This window comes from Amycolatopsis sp. NPDC004625 (genome assembly GCF_040609695.1).
In the GTDB taxonomy this organism is placed as follows: domain Bacteria; phylum Actinomycetota; class Actinomycetes; order Mycobacteriales; family Pseudonocardiaceae; genus Amycolatopsis.
In genome coordinates this window covers 12,835-31,120 of sequence record NZ_JBEXKX010000063.1, presented here as the reverse complement: position 1 = coordinate 31,120, position 18,286 = coordinate 12,835, and the positions used below count along the sequence as shown (strand labels likewise).

Here is an 18,286-nt window from a genome sequence, read left to right as displayed (position 1 = left end):
AGGTCTCCGGTGTTCTTGATCAGCTTGGTCGTTGATCGGTCTACCGGAGACCTCGTCTATTCGATCCAAGACACGCCGCACCCACCACGCCGGCCAGAAGCTCCGCTGGTCAGCACATCGAAACAGGCTCTAGGTGACCTGCGCCTCAGCGGGCAGGTGGACGGTGATGTCCAGCCCGCCGGCGGGCCGGGCGGCGATGACCATCTCGCCCCGGTGAGCGGCGACCACGGCGTCCACGATGGACAGGCCGAGACCGGTGCCCCGGTCGGTGTGGATCCGTGCGCCGTCGCCGCGGACGAACGGCTCCCGCAGCTGGTCGACGGTCTCCGCCGCGATCCGCGCGCCGCTGTTCCCGATACGGAGGAACGCCCGCCCGCCCGCGACGCCTGTGGCGATCTCGATGTGGCCGCCGGCATGGTTGTGGCGGACGGCGTTGTCAACCAGGTTGCCGCACATGCGTTCCAGCAGAACCGGTTCACCACGGACCGGCGCCGGCAGCAGGTCGGCCCGCACGGTGAGGGTGCCGCCATCGAGGCTGCTCTCCATGAGATCGGCGAGGTCCACGCGGTGCCGATGACCTGTGCCCGTCTGGCTGCGGGCCAGCGCCAGGAGCCCGTCGAGCGTGCGCTGGCTCTGCTCAACCGCGGTCCGGACGTCGCCGGTCATGGCCAGCAGTTCCTCGGTACCGGGTTGGCTGTCGAGGGTGACGTCTATGGCGGTGCGCATTGTGGTCAGCGGGGTGCGCAGCTCGTGGGCGGCGTTGGCGGTGAACATTCGCTGGCTCGCGAGCACCCGGTCGCGTTCGGTGACGCCCTCCTGGATGCGGTCCAGCATCCCGTTGATGGTGCTGGCCAGCGCGGCGAGCTCGTCGGTGGGCGTGGTGACCGGCACCCGCTCGGACAGGTTCTCCGCCGAGAGGCGTCGCGCGGTGGCGGAGATCGTGCGGATGGGCCGCAGCACCCGCCCGGCCACCAGCCACCCTAGGACCGTGGCGAGCACGGTCACCACCGCGAGCGCGATCGCGGCCTGGGTGACGAAATCGGCGAAGGTCACCTCCTTGACGGCTCCTGGCGGCATGGGCGGCAGCTCACCGGGCGCCGGTGACGGGGTGAGGGTGATGACGGATATCCGGTGGCCGGCGTTCCGGCGCATCAGCAGGTAGGTGAGGCCGGTCAGGAGGCTGCCGGCGGCGAGAACCAGCGCGGTGTACAGGACCGTTAGCCGACCGCGGGCGGTCATGTGACGATCCGGTAGCCTGCGCTTGGCACCGTCTCGATGAGCGGCGGGTCGCCGAGCTTGCGCCGTAGTGTGCCGACGGCGATCCGGACCGCGTTGGTGAACGGGTCGGCGTGCTCGTCCCACACCTTGTCTAGCAACGTCTCCGCGCTGACCACCGCGCCACCCGCGGCGAGCAACTGCTCGAGCACGCCGAACTCCTTGGGCGTCAGGTGGAGGAACCGGCCCGCGCGCTCCGCCGTACGCCGTACGGGGTCGAGCACCACGTCGCCGGCCCGCAGCACCGGTGGCGTCGCGGGCGCACTGCGCCGGGACAGCGCCCGCACCCTGGCGACGAGCTCGGAGAACGCGAACGGCTTGCCGAGGTAGTCGTCGGCGCCCAGGGTGAGTCCCTCGACCCGGTCCTCGACGGTGCCGGACGCGGTGAGCATCAGGATCCGCGCCGAGCCGTGCTCGGCTAGCTCCCGGCACACCGTGTCCCCGTGCAGCACGGGCAGATCCCGGTCCAGGACGACGACGTCGTAGGGCGTGACCACGCACTTGTCCAGCGCCGTACGTCCGTCGAATGTGACGTCGACGGCGAACCCGTGCTTACGCAGGCCGGCCGCGACGTACTTGGCCAGCGGTAGCTCATCCTCGACCAGCAGCACCCGCACCCGACCAGTGTCCTGCCCGCGACATATGGATCACGTATGGACCGGCCATCGGTCCCTGATCGTTCATGATCGGTAGACCTTCTCCCATGACCACGACACGACGAGCCGTACTCGGCATGATCGGCGCCTCCGGCGCGGTGCTCGCCACGGGTGCCGTCGCCGCCACCGCCTCCGGTGCCTCCTCCGGCGCCGCCGCGACACCCGCTGACGTGCGCGCGTTCGACCAGTTCCTCAAGGACCAGGGGTTCTCCGGCAGCCTGCTGCTGGTCCACCGAGGACGCCCGGCGCTGGCCCGGTCCTACGGCAGGGCCAACGACGCCGCTCTCAACGGCCCGGACACCCTGTTCGCGATGGCCTCGGTGACGAAGCTCTTCACGGCGACCGCCATCGCCCAACTCGCACAGGCCGGGAAGGTCTCGTACCGGGCCACGCTGGGTACCTATGTCAGCGGTTTCCCGGCCAGCATCGCCGACACCGTGACCGTCCACCACCTCCTCACCCACACCTCCGGCTTCGGCGATCCCTTCACCTGGCCCGGGTTCGAGGAGGAGTCGGCTACCTGGACCAGTGCCGAGCAGGTGATGAACGGCTGGACCGATTACATCCGACGATCCTCCCTGGAGTTCTCGCCAGGGGTCGGGTTCCGGTACAGCAACGCCGGCTACCACATGCTCGGCGAGATCGTGGCAAAGGTGTCCGACAAGTCCTACTACGACTACGTTCGTGAACACGTCTTCCGCGCGGCCGGCATGACCAGCACGGACTTCTACACCGCGCCACAGTGGCGCACCGATCCCCGCATGGCCCACCCCTATGCGGTGGAGCCCTCCGGCGAGTACGTCGACGCCATCGACCGAAGAGGGTTCATCGGAACTCCCGCCGGCGACGCGTTCTCAACGTGCGCCGACATGGCACGTTTCGCCCGTGCGCTGCAGGGTTCGAAGCTGCTCAACCCGGCCTTCACGGCCATCACACTGGGCGGCAAGCTGCCACTCGGCCCGCCGCCCGGCTCGGGGTCCGGCGGCGTGGCGCCCGTCGGCTTCCAGTGCTACGGCCCCGTGACAATGCTGGTCAACAACCAGTGGGTGACGGGCCACACCGGTGGCGCCCCCGGCACGTCGACCGACTTCCAGCTGTACCCGGACCGCGACTGGGTGTCGGTGATCCTGAGCAACCGCGACTACGGCGACGGAAGAACACCGCCGCCGTTCCCGGCAAAGGCGCGGGACCTCATCATGGCGTGACTTTGGAGCGTTCCATGCCAGCTTTCATGGCACGGAAAAGAGCGCTCGTGCAATCTTTACGCGTGACCGCGGCTGTTGCCGCCCTCCTGATAGCGCCGCTCCCACCGCAGACCACCGAAACGACAGTCCTGATTTCGGTGCACACCGCCGGCTGCACAGAGCAGGCCGGCGGTGTGTTGCGGTACAGCTGGCCGGGCGTCTACTTCGAAGCCGCTTCTGATGCACAGCCGGCGGAGCAGTCCTCAACGACGCCGCGGCCGACTACGACGTACAGATCGACGGGACGATCGTCGACACCCTCGTGACTCCCGGCCAGACCACCTACTGGGTCAAGGGCCTCACCAACCGCATGCACACCGTCAGTCAGGTGAACGTTCCGAAAACCCATGGGCCACAAGCGAGTTCGGCGGCTTCGTGGTCGGCCAGGGCGGTGTTCTGCTGGGCCGCCCGGTAGCCAGGCACCGCCAGGTCGAGTTCATCGGCGACTCGTACACGGCTGACTACGACGACATGTCCGACACGCGAGACCGCACGAGCGACCAGGTCAACCGAACCACCAACGCCGATCTCGGTTTCGGCGCGTTGACCGCACACCGCCTGAACGCCGAACGCCGACTACCAGATCAACGCCTTCTCCGGCCGAGGCATGGTGCGCAACTACAACGGCGGCGAACCCGGATCGGGCTACCGCACGTACTACGACCGCGCACTGCTGGCCACAGCTGGTGATATCTGGCGAAGGCCGCCTATCTGGCACCCGCAAGTAGTGGTCATCGGCCTGGGAATCGCGAGGGCCGTTACGGGGAGTGAGAGCGCGATGCGCTCGAGGGCCTGGGTGTTTGTGTGCGTTGCCGTCACGGTTGCCGTCACCGTTCTGTGAGGTAGTCACCGGCCCGTGAGCTGGCCGGACCGCGGCGACAGCGGCGGCGCACATGGCCGATCTTGAGGTGATCGATCCGGACATCGTGCACGGCAAGCCGGACAAGGCCGTCAGCCGTGGACGCGATCAGTGCACCAGCGTGGCACAGTGGCCCGACGATCAAGCCAAGCTCGTTGGTCTGGCGCAGCAGCGGTTCATCTCGCCGGATCACCCGGAGGGGTTCGGACCGGAGAAGTCGACACGCATCCTGGCTGTAGTGCGCCGGTACTTGTGCCCCACTCCCTAACCGACTCAGCCGGACGACACACGTTCGGTGAAGCCGCTGGCAGGCCGGTGTCGAGGCCGCACGCGCCGCTCGCCGCACCGGCACCCAGCCCACCACAGCGGCCGGCGACCGGTCGGGCGCGTCCGGCGACCCACGGTAGCGCCGCCCGGGACCACGGCGGCCGCTCGCTGCTCGGCAGTGCGACCCAGGCGCAACGCCGCCGTGGCCCCGGTCCGCGCTGTCACCGACTCCACGACGTGGCCATCTCAGGCGCCGTCCCGCCGTGACCACGGCACCGGACCGGCACACCTTGCGAATGGTAAGGAACCCAGGAGATGTCGGACGACTTGATGTCGTATCTGCGTGCGGTCGCGGAGGTTCTCGGCGAGCCGTGGCGCGCCGTCACGTCCCGCCGTGTCGGTGAGGACGCCGCGCTCATCGGCCCGGACGGCGGGTGGATCAGCGTGACCGTCTCCTCCCGCGCCGAACGGAGCCGGCTGGTGCTGGAAGCTTGCTGGACTCCGAACTCAGTCCCCATCAGCCCACCGGAATGGTCCGGCCGTCGGTGACCGTGGCGCGGGCCCGGCCCGCCGCCGCGGTCGGCAAGGACCTGGCCCGGCGGCTGATCCCGACCGGCCGATGCGCGCGCTGCTGGTTGCCCAGCGCCGACACCGCGGTACCGCACTGCGTGATCAGCAACACCGCACTGCACCAGGAACGGCTCTAGCGGTGGGCGGCCTGCTGTCCCAGCTGGGCAACAAACTTGCCGAGCGGTGGCTGTCCCTGCTGGTCTTGCCCGGCGCTCTTTACCTGGCCGTCGCTGCGGCCGCGCACACTCTCGGCCAGATACACCCGTTCGACCTGGTCCGCCTCACCCACCAGATCACCACCTGGGCCAACCGCCCCGCAACGAGCACGATCGGCGGTCAAGTGGTGGTGTTGGCCGCGTTACTAGCCGGCGCTGCCGCGGCGGGACTGGTCGCCCAAGCCCTCGGCTCATTGGCCGAACGGCTCTACCTGGCCACCGACTGGGCCACTTGGCCACCCCCGTTCCGCCAGCTCGCTGCCCAACGAACCACCCGGCGCCACGGACGTTGGACCACCGTCGCTCGCACCTGGCACCACCATCGCGAGCAGGACGCCCGAGCTCTGGCCCTCGACGGTCGACGCCCGGACGCAACCAGACGGCACGCCGCCGAACGTGCCATGACCCGCATTGCACCCGAGGCACCTGAGCGCCCCACGTAGTGCGGGGACCGGCTCAACGCGGTAGCCGTGCACCTAGCGCGTGACCACCACCTCGACCTGGTCACGCTCTGGCCGCATCTGTGGCTGATCCTTCCCGAAGAAGCTCGCACCCAGGTCACCACGGCCCGCCGGAACCTCACCCGCGCTACAACTCTGACTGCCTGGGCCGTGCTCTACCTTCCCCTCGCCACCTGGTGGTGGCCCGCCATCCTCATCACCATCGCGCTCGCGCTCACCGGCTGGGTACGCACTCGCGCCGCCACCGACACCTACGCCCTCCTCCTGGAAGCCACCACCCGCCTCCACACCCACAACCTGGCCGAACACCTCGGCCTCGGACCCACCAGTCCGCTCAGCCACAAAACCGGCGACGCCCTCACCCAGCACCTGGCACCCTCCCCGCCCCCACCGCCATCCGGATAACGCCCATCGCGCAATTCACCAGCCCTGCGAACCTCACGCCGTCAGCCGGGCGCCCATATCCGGTCATGCCGACGAGCGGACGTTGGGCGCTATCGTCCGCCGGTTGCGCGCACCAACCGCACTATGACGGCTCCAGGATCACCCGCCCCCAAACCACCCACCGCCTCGCAGACGATTGCGGGGCCGAGGTCGTCCTGCCCATCGAGGCAGCGGGCCCCGTTCGTTGAGCAGCCGGCTGGTCTGGGTGAAGTCGGTATCGGACGTTGTATGTACCAGCGACCGGCGAGCGCGGTCGCCGGCACGGACTCGACTCGGCTGTGGCCGCATAACCCTGGACCAACAACTCCAGCGCCTCGCCGACAGCAAGCACGTCCAGCGCCACCTCGCCAGCCCCAGCGCCGTCGGCTGACGAATCACCACCGTGCCTGTCCGCACCCATCTCAACGCGCGCGCCAGGTCCTGCGACTGGCCCCCTCGTCGCGGCCAGCCATGACTCGGATGTTCATCGTGGGCCCCCTTGACTACCTACCAACTAGAAGGTAGAAATACCGCGTGACCACGACAGCGGATCGGATCCTGGACAGCGCTCAGACGCTGGTGCAGGTTCGGGGGTACAACGGCTTCTCCTACGCCGACATCAGTGCCGAGCTGTCCATCACGAAGCCGAGCATCCACCACCACTTCCCCACCAAAGCCGCGCTGGCCGAGGCGCTGATCGCGCGCTATCGGGAACGGTTCGCCGCAGCGCGAAAGGAAGTCGACGACGACGCGGCGGGCGCGCGGCAGCGGCTGGTGGGTTATGCCGGGCTGTACGCCGAGACCTTTGCCCAAGGCGGCCGCATCTGCCTCTGTGGCGTCTTCGCGGTGGATGCCGAGAGCCTGCCCGTCCAGGTACGGCAGGCGACGGACGCGTTCTTCGCCGATCAGCGGCACTGGGTGGCAGGCGTGCTGGCCGAGGCGGGCATGCCCGCCAACCGGACCGGTGCGGCGGCCGAGGCTTACCTGGCGTCCCTGGAGGGCGCACTGCTCCTGGCCCGCGCTCACGGGCAGCCGGACGGCTCCGCCAGACAGGATCGAGACGTGGTCCGGTCGGTGGCCTCGACCTTGGTCGACGCCCTGCTCTGAAACGCAGCCACGCGTGGCTGCGTTTCACATGACCAAGCAACCTTCCAACTAGTAGGTAGTCAGATGAGGAGAACCACCATGGGACAGGACTTCACCGGTCGCAAGCTCGTCGTCGTCGGCGGGAGCAGCGGCATGGGCCGTCAGATCGCCGAGGACGTCGTCAGCCGCGGTGGCAGCGCGGTCGTCATCGGTTCCAACCTCGAGCGGGTCGAGAAGACCGTGGCCGACCTGGCCACCCGCGGACAGGCATGGGGCATCACCGCCGACCTGCGCGATCCCGCTGAGGTGACGCGGGTGCGCGAGGAACTGGCCGGCCGGCACGCCGACACGACGTTGCTGGTCAACGCCGCAGGCGTGTTCAAGCCGCTGCCGTTCCTCGACCACACCCCGGCCGACTACGACGCCTACCTGGACCTGAACAAGGCCACCTTCCTGATCACCCAGACCGTGGCGCAGGACATGGTGAACGGCGGCCGCGGTGGCGCGATCGTCACCATCGGCAGCATGTGGGCGAAGCAGGCCATCGCCGCGACCCCGTCGTCGGCGTACTCGATGGCCAAGGCCGGCCTGCACGCCCTGACCCAGCACCTCGCCCTGGAACTGGCCGCCCACAAGATCCGGGTCAACGCCATCTCCCCGGCCGTCGTCGCCACCCCCATCTACGAGGGCTTCATCCCACCGGCCGAGGTTGACACCGTCCTGGAGGGATTCAACGCCTTCCACCCGATCGGCCGGATCGGCACCACCGAGGATGTCTCCGCCGTGGCCACCTTCCTCCTTTCCGACCAGGCCGGCTGGGTCACCGGCGCGATCTGGGACGTCGACGGCGGCGTCACGGCAGGCCGAAACCAGTAACCACCGAGGCCTGTACGGGTTTCTCGGTTCGGAGCCCGTACAGGCCCTCGCCCCCCTTGGGTGCTCAGCACTCCGCCGAACCGTGCGTGTGCGCTGCGGTCGCGCCGCCGGGGTACGGACGCCTACTTGACGAGGTGGAACGCCGGATGGGCGTACCACGTCGCCATCGCCGGGGCGTCCAGGTAGACGTAGTCCTCGACGCGGATGCATCGGCCGGTTCTCGCCAGATCTTCGATCAGGTCTTCGGCAGGTGGCGTGCGGAATTCGACGAACACCCAGCCCTCGGTTCGCTCCGCGACCCGCTGCGCCAGCCGGCCCAGCACGGAACGTCCAGCGGGGTCGCTGACGAAGACGTGCAGTCCGATGTCGCAACGCATCGTCCTACCAGCAGCGCGCTCGACAACGTCGAGTTCGGCAGGATCGGTCTCCTGGGCGGGCTCGTCGAGGGAATAGCCGTAGGGAAGTCCGTCAGCGGAGTGCCAGTACCCCGGCGCGGCTGCGTTGCGACCCATACCCTCGGCGGCCATTTCCGCGATCACGACCCGCTCTGCACGTTCGGCAGTGCACGGTGTCAAGACGCTGAGCGAAGTTCCGGCCACCGGAGAAGTAAACCTCGCCCGTCAGCGGCCCTTGCGCACGATCGCGGTCACCTGTTCGCCTTCGCCGACCTCCAACGGCCCGGCCGGCCGTTGCGTCGCGACGCCGACCGCGGCTGCCAACGTGCAGCCGTACAGATCGAGCGTGGACTCGACCAGTGCGGTGAGGTCGGTGATCGCGGCCCGGCCGCGGACCCAGCCCGTTGTGCCGGCCACCACCGCCGCCACGACGGCCGGCCACCACAGCGCGCCGAGCGCGAGCGCCGGCCAGGCCCAGCTGGCGACGGTGACCGCCGCCGCGAACGCCCTGTTCGCGGCGGTGATCTCGGCCCGCGCGGTCTCCGGCATGGTGAGCCAGAAGCGGGACCACGCGAACGGGAGATCCAGGCCGTACCGGTCGGCCGCGATCCTTTCCACGGCGTGGATCCGGTCGCCCATCCAGGTCGGCCGGCCCGGTCGCGCCAACGCGACCGCGTTCATCCGCGCCGCGGCGCGATCGATCTCGCCCTGTGCGGAAGCACTTCGCGTCGCCGACGGCTGTGCGGCCTCCAATTCGTGGCGGCGGCGCAGGTGCCGTTCCCACCGTCGGACCCGCCGGGCCGTCAGGAACGCTCCCGGCCACCGGCCCAGCCACAGAGCCCGGGTGACGCCCGTCATGGCCTGGACCACCAGACCGACGCCGGCCGACGCGAGCAGTGCCGCGACGAGCACCACCGCCTGCACGGTGCCCGGCCGGCCGGCGACCGACGTCGTCGCCGCGGTGAGCGCGTGCGTCGCCATCGAGAGGTCCAGCGCGTGCTCGTGCCCCGACCGGACGCCGACAACCGCGCCGGCGACGAACAGCGCGCCGGGTACGAGCAGCAGGCCGACCCACCGCTGCGCGAGGGTTTTCGCCAGTTCCTGGAAGAATCCGCTCATCGAATACGCTTCATCACCGAATCGGTCACTTGGCACCGCGGCACCGGCCCGGCGGGGACCGGCCGTTCCTCGCGCGCACAGTGGCCGTGCGGACAGCCGAAGAGTTCCTCGTGCGCCCGCCCGGCGCCGGCGCCGGGCAGTCCCCGGTGCAGCGAACGGTGCCCGGTGGCCGGGTCGATGTCGAAGTACCGCTTGAGCAGACCGGAAATCGGCCGGCCCTCGGCCGCCGCCCGTTCGATCCGGGCCAGCTGACCGTGCTTCGTCTCGTCGAGCCGCGCGACCTCGGCGCGCAGATCCGGCAGATCGAGGCAGAACTGCGCCAGCACCTGCCGTTCGGCGTCATCCATCCGGTTTCCCCCAGCTCGATTTCCGCTGCCTGGATCGTATGGCGGCCGACGACCCCGGTTGGGTATGGTATCGGCCGGTGGCAGCTGACGAGGCGCTGGCTCGGTTGTCCGGGCGGCTGGCCGGCTTCCGGCGATCGGGCCGGCCGGAGGCGTTGTTCGCGGAAGCGACCACCGCCGACGCGGACGAGGTGACGTCGATCGCGTCGTCCGACACCGACGACCGTCAGACGACGGCGTGCGCGGTGCTCGGCTGGCTGCACTTCTTCCGCGCCACCGCGGTGGCCGAGGAGGCCAAGCACGCGGAACTGGCCAAGGCACTGACTTTTCTCGCGCCGCTGGCCGGCGATCCGGCCGTGCTGCCCGATCCGCTGCGCGCACTCCTCGGCCCGACGGCGAACGCGACCGCCCAGGACCGGGTCGGGACCGACCTGCTGCGTGCCGCCTTCCGCACCCCCGACCCGTACCTGCTCGGCGCCGGAATCACGCTGACGGCGGCCGCGGTCGCCGCGACCGCCGACGACGACCCCCGCGCCGGCGCCCGGATGGCGCTGCTCATCGTGGGCCACCAGTGGCGTTACCAGCGCACCCACCGCGCCGAGGACCTGGAGCGGACCATCGAAACGGGGGAACGCGCGATGCGCGTCCTCGGGGCGGACCACCCGGAGTTCGCCGGCATCCTGTCGAACCTCGGGGTGGCCCATCGGGCCCGGTACACGCGAACCGGGGCGATGCCCGACCTGACCCGCTCGATCGAACTCACCGCGACAGCGCTGGCCGCGCACGCCGCCGACGATCCGAGGCGCGCGGCGTGCTTGTCCAACCTCGCCGACGGCTACCTCGACCGGTCGAGCAGAACCGGCGACCTCGCCGACCTGGCCGCCGCGATCGACTGCGCCGAGCAGGCGCTGGCCTGCACCCCGGCCGGCCACCCCGACCACGCCGGCTATCTGGCCAAAGCCGGCGCGGCCTGCTTCCGCCGGTACGAGCGCCTCGGCGACGTCGCCGATCTGCGGCGGGCGATCGAGTCCGAGGAACGGGCGCGCACCGCGGACCCGGACCTGCACCGGCCGCCGACCGACCTGTGCGTGCTGTACCGCGAGCGGTACCAGCGGTTCGGCGATGTCGCCGACCTGCACCGGGCCATCGAGTCGGGCGAGCGGGCACTGGCGATGCTGCCCGAGGACGACGTGCGCCGGGCCACGCCGGCGTCCATGCTCAACCTGGCCTGCCGCCACCTGTACGAGGCCACGGAAGACCTGGTCCACCTGCGGCGCGCGATCGGTTACGGCCGGCTGGCGGTGGCGACGTACCAGGCCGGTTCGCTGGACCGGGCGAGCGCGCTGGGCAATCTCGGCCCCGCGCTGCAACGGCTCTACGGGCACACCGGCCTCCTGTCGGATCTCCAGCAGGCCATCGACGTGGACGAGGAGGCGCTCGCGCTGCTGCCCGACGGCCATCCGGTGCGCGTGACGTCGCTGTCCAACCTCTGCGTCGCCTACCGGAGCCGGGCGAAACACACCGAGGCGGCCGCCGATCGGACGCACGCCATCGAACTGGGCGAGCAGGCGCTGGCCGCCATCCCGGCCGAAGATCCGACCCGAGGCGTCACCATCCGGATGGTGAGTGCCGCTCATCGGGAGCGCTTCGAACACCACCGCGACCTCGCCGACCTGGACCGGGCCATCGAACTCGCCCACCTGGCACTGGACACGCTGCCCGCCGACCGCCCGGACCGGTACCGCTACCTGTCCGAGCTCAACATCGGCTACCAGCGCCGGGCCCGGTATTCCGGCGAGGCAGCCGACATGCGACGCGGTATCGACTTCCAGGAACAGGCGCTCGCCTGCCTGTCACCCGGCCATCCCGACCTGGCTCTGGTGGCCGCGAATCTCGGCCAGGCGCACCACCAGTTCGCCACCACCACGGGTCGTCCGCTGGACGAAGAGCGCCTCGGTTCGCTCATCGACGTGATCGCCGGCTCGGCCGCCACGGCGACGGCGACGCAGCAGGTGCGCTCGTACCACGTGGCCGGCCGGCTGGCGACGGTGCTCGGCGACCACGTCCGTGCCACGACACTGCTGGACTCGGCCGCCGCGCTGTTGCCGTCGATCCCGCCGCCGGGCGCGAACTGGCGGGACCGCGAGTACCGGATCGGCCGGTACACGGGGCTGGTGCGGGAAAGCATCGCCGCGCACTGCGCGATCGACGATCCCGAAGGCGCCGTCGAAGTGGCCGAACTCAGCCGGGGCATCCTGCTGGCCGCCGAACTCGACGTCGACGCCGAACCCGTTGCCGCGCCGGCGTTCCCGGAGCTGCGAGCGGCGGCGGCCGACGGCGCGGTGGTCCTGGTCAACACGGACCTCCGGCAGGGTGCGGCGATCATCGTCACCGCCGGCGGCGAGCCGCACCTCGTCCGCCTGCCCGAGCTCGGCGGCGCCGAGCTGCACCGGCGGATCCAGGAACTCATCGACGTCAACCAGCAAAGCGGGTTCGCCGCCGCCCTGCGCCGGCGGCGGGTCATCCCGGAGATCGCCGGCTGGCTGTGGGACGTCGCGGTCGCCCCGATCCTGGCCGCCCTGCCGGCCACGTCCCGCGTGTGGTGGATGCCCACCGATCTGCTCAGCCTGTTCCCGTGGCACGCCGCCGGGCATCCGGGCGAACCGGGCGCCCTGGACGCTGTGGTCTCCTCCTACACGGCGACCCTGCGCACGTTGACCCACGCACGGTCCCGCCCCTCGACGGCCGGACGCAGGCAGCTGGTCGTCGCCGTCCCCGATGCCCCGGGCTCGCCGCCGCTGCCGGCCACCGCCGGCGAAGCCGAACAGCTCCACGTTGCCCATCCCGGCCTGCCACCACTGGCCGGCGAGCACGCCACGACCGACGCCGTCCTCGCCGCGCTGCGCGAATCGACGTGGGCACATTTCGCGTGCCACGCGGACGCCGACCTGCTCGTGCCCTCCCGCAGCGGAATCCGGCTCCACGACGGCGTCCTGTCGCTGGCCGCGATCAGCCGGCTGCGGCTGGCGGACGCCGAACTCGCGTACCTGTCCGCCTGCTCGACCGCGAACCCGGGCATCACCCAGGCCGACGAGTCACTGCACCTCGCGTCGGCCTTCCAGCTGGCCGGCTTCCGCCACGTCATCGCCACCTTGTGGCCGATCGCCGACGACAGCGCGGCCACCGCCGCGCGCAGGATCTACCGGCACCTGGACGGGACGCCATCAGCCGGCGACGCCGCTCTCGCGGTCCGGCGCGCCACGCTCGACCTGCGCGCCGAGTACCCCGACCGCCCGGACCTGTGGGCGTCGCTGATCCACAACGGACCCTGAACTGCGCAGTTCATCACCAGCCGGCTCGGCTTCGCCTGCAACGACTACGCGAAGGTCAAGAAATGACGCAGCAAATCGTCAAATCTCCGATGGTTTCGTTGTGGGATCCGAAATGGCCAGCAGTTCGTCGATGAGCGCAGCCAGCGCCGCCGGCTGGTGTTCGGCCAGCGCCCCCAGCGCTTTTTCCCACGGCTGACAGGCGAGAATCGCCACGATCGGGCCCACCCGGTGCGCGGGTCCGAGATGGGCGGCCAACGCCGCCCACGCGGCGCATTGCTTGTCGGGGTCGGACATCGAGCGGATGAATCGGGCGGCTTGGTCGAGGTCGCCCTTGGCGATCAGCGCATCCAGCAACGAGGGCACTCCCCTGATTTCGCGGGATTGCAGGAGGAGTTCGTCGATGGCGATCGTCAACGCGGCCACGCGATCGGGGTGATCGACCACAACCGTTCTCAACGCGATCAGCTCCGCCCGTCGCCTGACCGGATCGCGGATGGTCAGGGCGAGCCTCTCGGCACGCGCGAAATCGCCGAGTGTGGCGACTGTTCCGATCAACCCGGACGAGACCAGGATGCGGTCTTCGATTTGCCCGGCCAGCGCCTGGGCCTCCTTCCGCAGGAGCTCAGCCCATTCCGGACGGCCCACGGCGCTCGTCAGCTCGACGAGCCTGGCCAAGGTCTGGAACCGTTTGGAGAGAACAGCGATCGTGCGGACGAGAATGGCGGCCCGGGTGACCAGTTCGCCGGCGCGGTCGTGGTCACCGGCGCTCAGCATCGCCCACGCGATGCCGATGAGCATCCGGCATCGTTCGTCGGGATCCCGGACGTGGGCCAGTTGCAGCGCCCGATCCGCGCTCCCGTTGGCAGCCCGTGCCTTGGTCAGGATGTGGAGCGCCTCGATGTGTTCGACGGACGCGGGAAGTGTCTGCGTCAGTGCTTCCGCCCAGCCGAAGTCGCCGATCGACACCGCGGCTTTCACCAGGGAGAGCAGAGCCTGCCTTCGCTCGAAACCGGCCTGGATCGACAGGGCATGCTTCTCGGCGGTGGTTCCGAGTGCGCGCGCCCTGGCCGGGTCCTGCTCCATCACCAGGTTCATCAGCACGACCAGCGCCTGGCATCGCTTGTAGTGACGGGTGATCCGCTCGGTGAGCGCGAGCAGCCGGTCGAAGTTGTCCGTGGCGGCCGCGGCTTTGATCAGCGTGAGCAGCGCGAGGCCGTCCCCGACCGGATCGCTCATCCTCCTGGCGAGTGCCTCGGCCTCGGCAGCCGCGGCACGTGCGGTTTCCGGCCTGCCGTCGGCAATGGCTTTCTTCGCGAGAAGAACCAGCTCTTCGCAGTTGCCGACCTCTTCGAGAGGTACCCCGTCGTACCCCGGGTTCTCCTCATCCGGCTGTGCGGCCGGCGAACGGCCCTGCGGTGCGTTGTGGGTCCGCCGTGTCAGCCTGCGCACTTGATCCTCGTGACCGGCAACGGTCAGCGCCTTGGCCAAGGCGTCCAGGGCTGCGCGTTCGTCCTCGTAGCTGGACAACCTCCTGGCGAGGGAAGCGCCCTCCATGGCGAGCACGCACGCCCGCCGGCCATCGCCGTTGTCCGCGGTGGCCACGGCAACCGAGGTGAGTGCGCGAACCAGCCAGGACCGGTTGGTGATCGACCTGGCGCAGGCCTCGGCGTGGTCGGTGTCCCCGGCGACCGCGAGCGCCCCCGCCACCGCGGCCAGCGCCTGGCTTCGCGCCACCGGATTGGTGATCATGCTGGTCAGGGCGCGCGCCCTGTCGTGCGCCCCGGCCTTGGCCAGTGCTTCGATCACGATCACGAGGGACTCGTGCTTCTCGACCACGTTGGTGATGGAATGTGCCACCGACTCGGCCCGGCCGAGTTCCCGGGTGTCGACGAGCGCTCCGACCAGTGCCACCTGCGCTCTGCGCCGCCAGTACGGGCTGGTGATGGACTGCGCGAGGGCCTCCGCACGGTTGACGTGGCTGAGCGCCGCCCAGACCGCGGGCAGCTCCCACGGGATGGAGGAGTTGCGCTTGCGGAGGTGGTCGCGGTGCACGGCCAGCCTGACCATGGCCGACACCGCGGCGGTTCCCGCAAGCCCTCCGTCCGCGATGGCTTCCTGGGTGCTGATGATCTCGGCGATGGCTGTCACGTCGCCGCCGGAGACGTCCAGCATCCGGTCGTGGCGAGCCGGATCAGTGCCGCAAACGACCATCCTCGGGAGGTCGCCGGCCGCCTTGAGCATGTTGAAGTAGCCACTGAACAGATATTCCGGCGAGGACGGCGACCACCCCGTCGCGCGGTACCGCGCGTACATCCGGTGCAACCGGTCGCGGTAGCCCGCGATCCGGGTGTCGCCGAGCATGGCGATCGCGGCTGTCTGCAGTTCCTCGTGGCCCAGGACGTAGCTCACGGAGTCCGGGTGCCAGTGCGCATCCCGGAGGGCGAAGCTGCGGCCGGTGACGGTGCGCAGGTGGTCGTCGACCTCCCACTGCGACCGGCCCGTCAGCTCGGCCAGTTCCCGGGGGCCCAGCCCACCACCTGCCGCAGCGAGCAGCCCCAGCAGGTCCTGCTGCATCTCCGTGCCGGTGATCAGTTCCTTGAGCTCGCGTTCCATCTCCGCGCGGATGGCCGTCGCCTTCTCGGAGATGGTCAGCGTGCGGGCGATACCGGCGTCACGCAGCGGGTGGTGATCAGGCACGTCCGGTGGGATCGGCGGTTGCGGCCTGCTGGAGACGATCACCCGCAGTCCGGGCGGCAGCTCGGCGGGCAGCAGGGCGGCGATGCTGTGGGCGTCCGGACCGGTGGTGACCCCGCGGTCCTCGTCGAGCCCGTCGACGACCAGAACCAGCGGTTCCCCGCGGTCTTCGCAGGCGTGCGCGGCGTCGGTGAGCAGCCCGAGCATGTGCGCCTCGCGGGTGTGCACGGTGAGCAACGCCGGCAGGGGATCGTCCAGCAGCGTGACGAGCTGCTCGAGCACGTTCTCCACGAACGCCCCGCGGTCGTTCTGGCTTGCCATCCGTGCGGTGACGAAGAAGGACACCACTCGCACCCCGGCCGGAGGGTGGAGGGCGAACCACGACAGCAGGGCGGACTTGCCCGCCCAGGCCGGAGCTCGCCACAAGGCGTAGCTGCCCGCGCAGGCCGGGTCGACGGCGAATGCGGCGAGCTCGGCCCGCTCGGCCTCGCGGCCGACCAGCTCCCTGGGCGCAATCTGCTTGACCTGCTCGCGGTACCGGGTACGCACGGGCACACCGGTCCGCAGGTTGATGTCACCGATGTGCACTCCACCGGTGACACTGCCCGCCTGCACCACCGATCCACCGACCTCACCGCCCACGGAGTTCGCCACTCCATCCGGCGGCGTGTCCGCATCGTCAGGCATCGGGTCAGTATCCGCCACCACACCGCACATCCGAGAGCATCACCCCGGTATACCCCGAACGGAGGACCCGACGACCGTCCGTCCTCGCGGCCCTTCTTCGTGCGTGGCTTCGCAAGGAAGTTCTGCGCGGCGGTACACGGATCGCGCGCGGCGGCAGTCTTCATAGTGATGGCCGACTACGAAGACTTCGTCCGGGCGCACCTGCCGCGGTTGCTGCGCTACGCGACGATGCTGACCGGGGAGCGGGAGCAGGCCGCCGACCTGGTGCAGGACGTGCTGGTCAAGGCGTACCGACGGTGGACGCGGGTCAGCGACGCCGAGCACCCCGACCGCTATGTCCTGCGGATGGTGACCAACGACTACCTGTCGTGGCGGCGCAGCCGGTCGGCGCGGCTGATCGCGGTGGGCGACCCGCCGGACGAGGCGCGGCCGGACGACTTCGCGTCGGACCACGCGACACGCGAGGACATGTGGCAGCGCCTGGCGCGGCTGCCCCGGCGTCAGCGCGCGGTCGTGGTGCTCCGGTACTACGAGCAGCTCGCCGACGCCGACATCGCCGACCTGCTCGGCTGCGCCCAGGCCACGGTGCGGGCCCACGCCCGCAAAGCCCTGACGACCCTGCGACACGGCCTGAACATCGACCAGATGGCCCGGGCGAAGGAGAGCTGATGGACATCGAAAACCTGATCAAGGACACCTTCACCGCCCACGAGCACGACGCCCCCGACAGCGACCACGTGCTGGCGGCCACCCGGCAGCGCCTCGACCGCAGGCGCGCCGTGGTGAGCCCTCCGCTTGCGGCCGGCGCCGGGGTGGTCCTGCTCGCCTTGGCGGCGGTCGCCGTCGTTGCGCTGAACCGGCCCGCGCCCGACAACCAGGTGGCGACGGGCGCCGGTCCGGCCGGCGGTCCGGCCGCCGTCGCGGAAGCGCCCAAGACGGCCATCTCGGAGCTGACCATGCCCTACTCGCTCGGCTGGCTGCCGCCGGGCAAGGCCGACTACCTCGCGCGCCGGATCAACGTCGGGGGCAGCGCCTCCGACCCCGACAAGCCGGTGTACGGCGGGGAGTACCTGCTGACCGTCACGTCCGGGCGTCAGACCCTGCTCGTCGACGTGCAGGAAATGCGGATGATGCCGGTCGAGCAGGCTAGCTTCAAGTCCGGTCCGGGCCGGCCCGTCACCATCGGCGGCCGGGCCGGTGTGGAGAGCTCGAACTCCGGCGGCCCCGGCGGTTACGAGGTGTACCTGACCCACCCCGAGGGCGGCTCGCTGTACGTCAACGTGGCCGCGCAGCACGGCAGCACGGCGTCGGCCCAGCAGCTGGTCGACGCGGGCCGCCGCGTCGCGGAGAACGTCGCCTTCCCGGGCACCACCACCGTCACCCCGGCGTTCGGCCTCGGCAAGCTGCCCGACGGCCTGCGGATGTGCGCGTTCGACGTCGAGAAGGGCCTGAGCGGTCCGCGCACGAGCTACTCGGTGGGCACGTGCAGCACCCGCCCGGCGGTCCAGGTGCACAGTGCCGAGGCCGGCCAGGTGCGCGGCACCGCGGGGCAACCGGTCCAGGGACACGCGACCCGCTACCTGGACGAGAACGGTTACCACACGCTCTGGATCCTCAAGGCCGTCCACGACACGCCGATCGCCGTCGCGGGCACCGGCGCGCAGGCCGAGCTGTACGCCGTCGCCGACCACCTCGTCCTGCCCCGCTGAGGTCCCGTGGGTCCTCCTCGGACGCGGCCGAGGAGGACCCATGGTCTGCGCCTGGTTCCCGGCACGCGCACAAC

17 protein-coding genes are annotated in these 18,286 nt (G+C 70.4%); 11 read left to right on the top strand and 6 right to left on the bottom strand.

Features of this window, described 5'->3' with window-relative positions; genetic code table 11:
- Nucleotides 1–129: 129 nt before the first annotated feature.
- Nucleotides 130–1,239, bottom strand: a complete 1,110-nt coding sequence (locus ABZW17_RS41300; RefSeq protein ID WP_354826794.1) for an ATP-binding protein — start codon at nucleotides 1,237–1,239, stop codon at nucleotides 130–132.
- Nucleotides 1,236–1,892 (bottom strand): response regulator transcription factor, encoded by a 657-nt coding sequence (locus ABZW17_RS41295; protein ID WP_354826792.1) that lies wholly within the window; start codon nucleotides 1,890–1,892, stop codon nucleotides 1,236–1,238. The genes ABZW17_RS41300 and ABZW17_RS41295 overlap by 4 nt, the downstream gene beginning before the upstream one ends.
- 86 nt (nucleotides 1,893–1,978) lie before the next feature.
- On the opposite strand from ABZW17_RS41295, the gene ABZW17_RS41290 reads away from it, so the two are divergent.
- From ABZW17_RS41290 to ABZW17_RS41255, 8 genes are all read left to right on the top strand, one after another.
- Nucleotides 1,979–3,136 carry a serine hydrolase domain-containing protein gene (locus tag ABZW17_RS41290; RefSeq protein ID WP_354826791.1) on the top strand — a complete coding sequence of 386 codons (1,158 nt, stop codon included), beginning with the start codon at nucleotides 1,979–1,981 and terminating at the stop codon, nucleotides 3,134–3,136.
- A 932-nt stretch (nucleotides 3,137–4,068) separates the two neighbouring features.
- Complete coding sequence (locus ABZW17_RS41285; protein WP_354826790.1) at nucleotides 4,069–4,302, top strand: hypothetical protein; 234 nt, start codon at nucleotides 4,069–4,071, stop codon at nucleotides 4,300–4,302.
- Nucleotides 4,303–4,616: 314 nt separating this feature from the next.
- Nucleotides 4,617–4,850 carry a hypothetical protein gene (locus ABZW17_RS41280; protein ID WP_354826788.1) on the top strand — a complete coding sequence of 78 codons (234 nt, stop codon included), beginning with the start codon at nucleotides 4,617–4,619 and terminating at the stop codon, nucleotides 4,848–4,850.
- Entirely contained in the window at nucleotides 4,847–5,008 is a 162-nt protein-coding gene (locus tag ABZW17_RS41275) for a hypothetical protein (RefSeq protein WP_354826786.1), read from the top strand. Before ABZW17_RS41280 ends, ABZW17_RS41275 begins: the two co-directional genes overlap by 4 nt.
- A gap of 2 nt (nucleotides 5,009–5,010) precedes the next feature.
- Nucleotides 5,011–5,529, top strand: coding sequence for a hypothetical protein (locus ABZW17_RS41270; protein ID WP_354826783.1), 519 nt, complete (start codon nucleotides 5,011–5,013; stop codon nucleotides 5,527–5,529).
- Between the two features lie 27 nt (nucleotides 5,530–5,556).
- Nucleotides 5,557–5,952: a hypothetical protein gene (locus ABZW17_RS41265; RefSeq protein WP_354826781.1), complete on the top strand. Its 396-nt coding sequence runs from the start codon at nucleotides 5,557–5,559 to the stop codon at nucleotides 5,950–5,952.
- A gap of 552 nt (nucleotides 5,953–6,504) precedes the next feature.
- Complete coding sequence (locus tag ABZW17_RS41260) at nucleotides 6,505–7,077, top strand: TetR/AcrR family transcriptional regulator (protein ID WP_354826777.1); 573 nt, start codon at nucleotides 6,505–6,507, stop codon at nucleotides 7,075–7,077.
- 78 nt (nucleotides 7,078–7,155) lie between these two features.
- Entirely contained in the window at nucleotides 7,156–7,932 is a 777-nt protein-coding gene (locus tag ABZW17_RS41255) for an SDR family oxidoreductase (RefSeq protein ID WP_354826773.1), read from the top strand.
- 122 nt (nucleotides 7,933–8,054) lie between these two features.
- Here the strand turns inward: ABZW17_RS41255 and ABZW17_RS41250 are convergent, their stop codons facing one another.
- The 3 genes from ABZW17_RS41250 to ABZW17_RS41240 all read right to left on the bottom strand — a co-directional run bounded on the left by ABZW17_RS41250 (nucleotide 8,055) and on the right by ABZW17_RS41240 (nucleotide 9,793).
- Nucleotides 8,055–8,471, bottom strand: a complete 417-nt coding sequence (locus tag ABZW17_RS41250; RefSeq protein WP_354826770.1) for a hypothetical protein — start codon at nucleotides 8,469–8,471, stop codon at nucleotides 8,055–8,057.
- 81 nt (nucleotides 8,472–8,552) lie between these two features.
- Nucleotides 8,553–9,446, bottom strand: coding sequence for a hypothetical protein (locus tag ABZW17_RS41245; RefSeq protein ID WP_354826767.1), 894 nt, complete (start codon nucleotides 9,444–9,446; stop codon nucleotides 8,553–8,555).
- Entirely contained in the window at nucleotides 9,443–9,793 is a 351-nt protein-coding gene (locus ABZW17_RS41240; protein WP_354826765.1) for a hypothetical protein, read from the bottom strand. Before ABZW17_RS41240 ends, ABZW17_RS41245 begins: the two co-directional genes overlap by 4 nt.
- A gap of 77 nt (nucleotides 9,794–9,870) precedes the next feature.
- On the opposite strand from ABZW17_RS41240, the gene ABZW17_RS41235 reads away from it, so the two are divergent.
- Complete coding sequence (locus tag ABZW17_RS41235) at nucleotides 9,871–13,122, top strand: CHAT domain-containing protein (RefSeq protein ID WP_354826763.1); 3,252 nt, start codon at nucleotides 9,871–9,873, stop codon at nucleotides 13,120–13,122.
- Nucleotides 13,123–13,200: 78 nt separating this feature from the next.
- On the opposite strand, the gene ABZW17_RS41230 is transcribed toward ABZW17_RS41235, so the two are convergent.
- Entirely contained in the window at nucleotides 13,201–16,503 is a 3,303-nt protein-coding gene (locus ABZW17_RS41230; protein ID WP_354826760.1) for a hypothetical protein, read from the bottom strand.
- Between the two features lie 168 nt (nucleotides 16,504–16,671).
- On the opposite strand from ABZW17_RS41230, the gene ABZW17_RS41225 reads away from it, so the two are divergent.
- The gene (locus ABZW17_RS41225) at nucleotides 16,672–17,172 is read left to right on the top strand and encodes a SigE family RNA polymerase sigma factor (protein WP_354826756.1); all 501 of its coding nucleotides are present in this window, start codon (nucleotides 16,672–16,674) and stop codon (nucleotides 17,170–17,172) included.
- Nucleotides 17,172–18,212 (top strand): hypothetical protein, encoded by a 1,041-nt coding sequence (locus tag ABZW17_RS41220; protein ID WP_354826752.1) that lies wholly within the window; start codon nucleotides 17,172–17,174, stop codon nucleotides 18,210–18,212. The genes ABZW17_RS41225 and ABZW17_RS41220 overlap by 1 nt, the downstream gene beginning before the upstream one ends.
- Nucleotides 18,213–18,286 lie beyond the last annotated feature (74 nt).

What these genes read in the sequence shown, in the direction of transcription:
- ABZW17_RS41300 (WP_354826794.1), bottom strand. Translation starts at nt 1,239, where the DNA reads ATGACCGCCCGCGGTCGGCTAACGGTCCTGTACACCGCGCTGGTTCTC.
- ABZW17_RS41290 (WP_354826791.1), top strand. Translation starts at nt 1,979, where the DNA reads ATGACCACGACACGACGAGCCGTACTCGGCATGATCGGCGCCTCCGGC.
- ABZW17_RS41285 (WP_354826790.1), top strand. Translation starts at nt 4,069, where the DNA reads ATGGCCGATCTTGAGGTGATCGATCCGGACATCGTGCACGGCAAGCCG.
- ABZW17_RS41280 (WP_354826788.1), top strand. Translation starts at nt 4,617, where the DNA reads ATGTCGGACGACTTGATGTCGTATCTGCGTGCGGTCGCGGAGGTTCTC.
- ABZW17_RS41255 (WP_354826773.1), top strand. Translation starts at nt 7,156, where the DNA reads ATGGGACAGGACTTCACCGGTCGCAAGCTCGTCGTCGTCGGCGGGAGC.
- ABZW17_RS41245 (WP_354826767.1), bottom strand. Translation starts at nt 9,446, where the DNA reads ATGAGCGGATTCTTCCAGGAACTGGCGAAAACCCTCGCGCAGCGGTGG.
- ABZW17_RS41240 (WP_354826765.1), bottom strand. Translation starts at nt 9,793, where the DNA reads ATGGATGACGCCGAACGGCAGGTGCTGGCGCAGTTCTGCCTCGATCTG.
- ABZW17_RS41230 (WP_354826760.1), bottom strand. Translation starts at nt 16,503, where the DNA reads ATGCCTGACGATGCGGACACGCCGCCGGATGGAGTGGCGAACTCCGTG.
- ABZW17_RS41225 (WP_354826756.1), top strand. Translation starts at nt 16,672, where the DNA reads ATGGCCGACTACGAAGACTTCGTCCGGGCGCACCTGCCGCGGTTGCTG.
- ABZW17_RS41220 (WP_354826752.1), top strand. Translation starts at nt 17,172, where the DNA reads ATGGACATCGAAAACCTGATCAAGGACACCTTCACCGCCCACGAGCAC.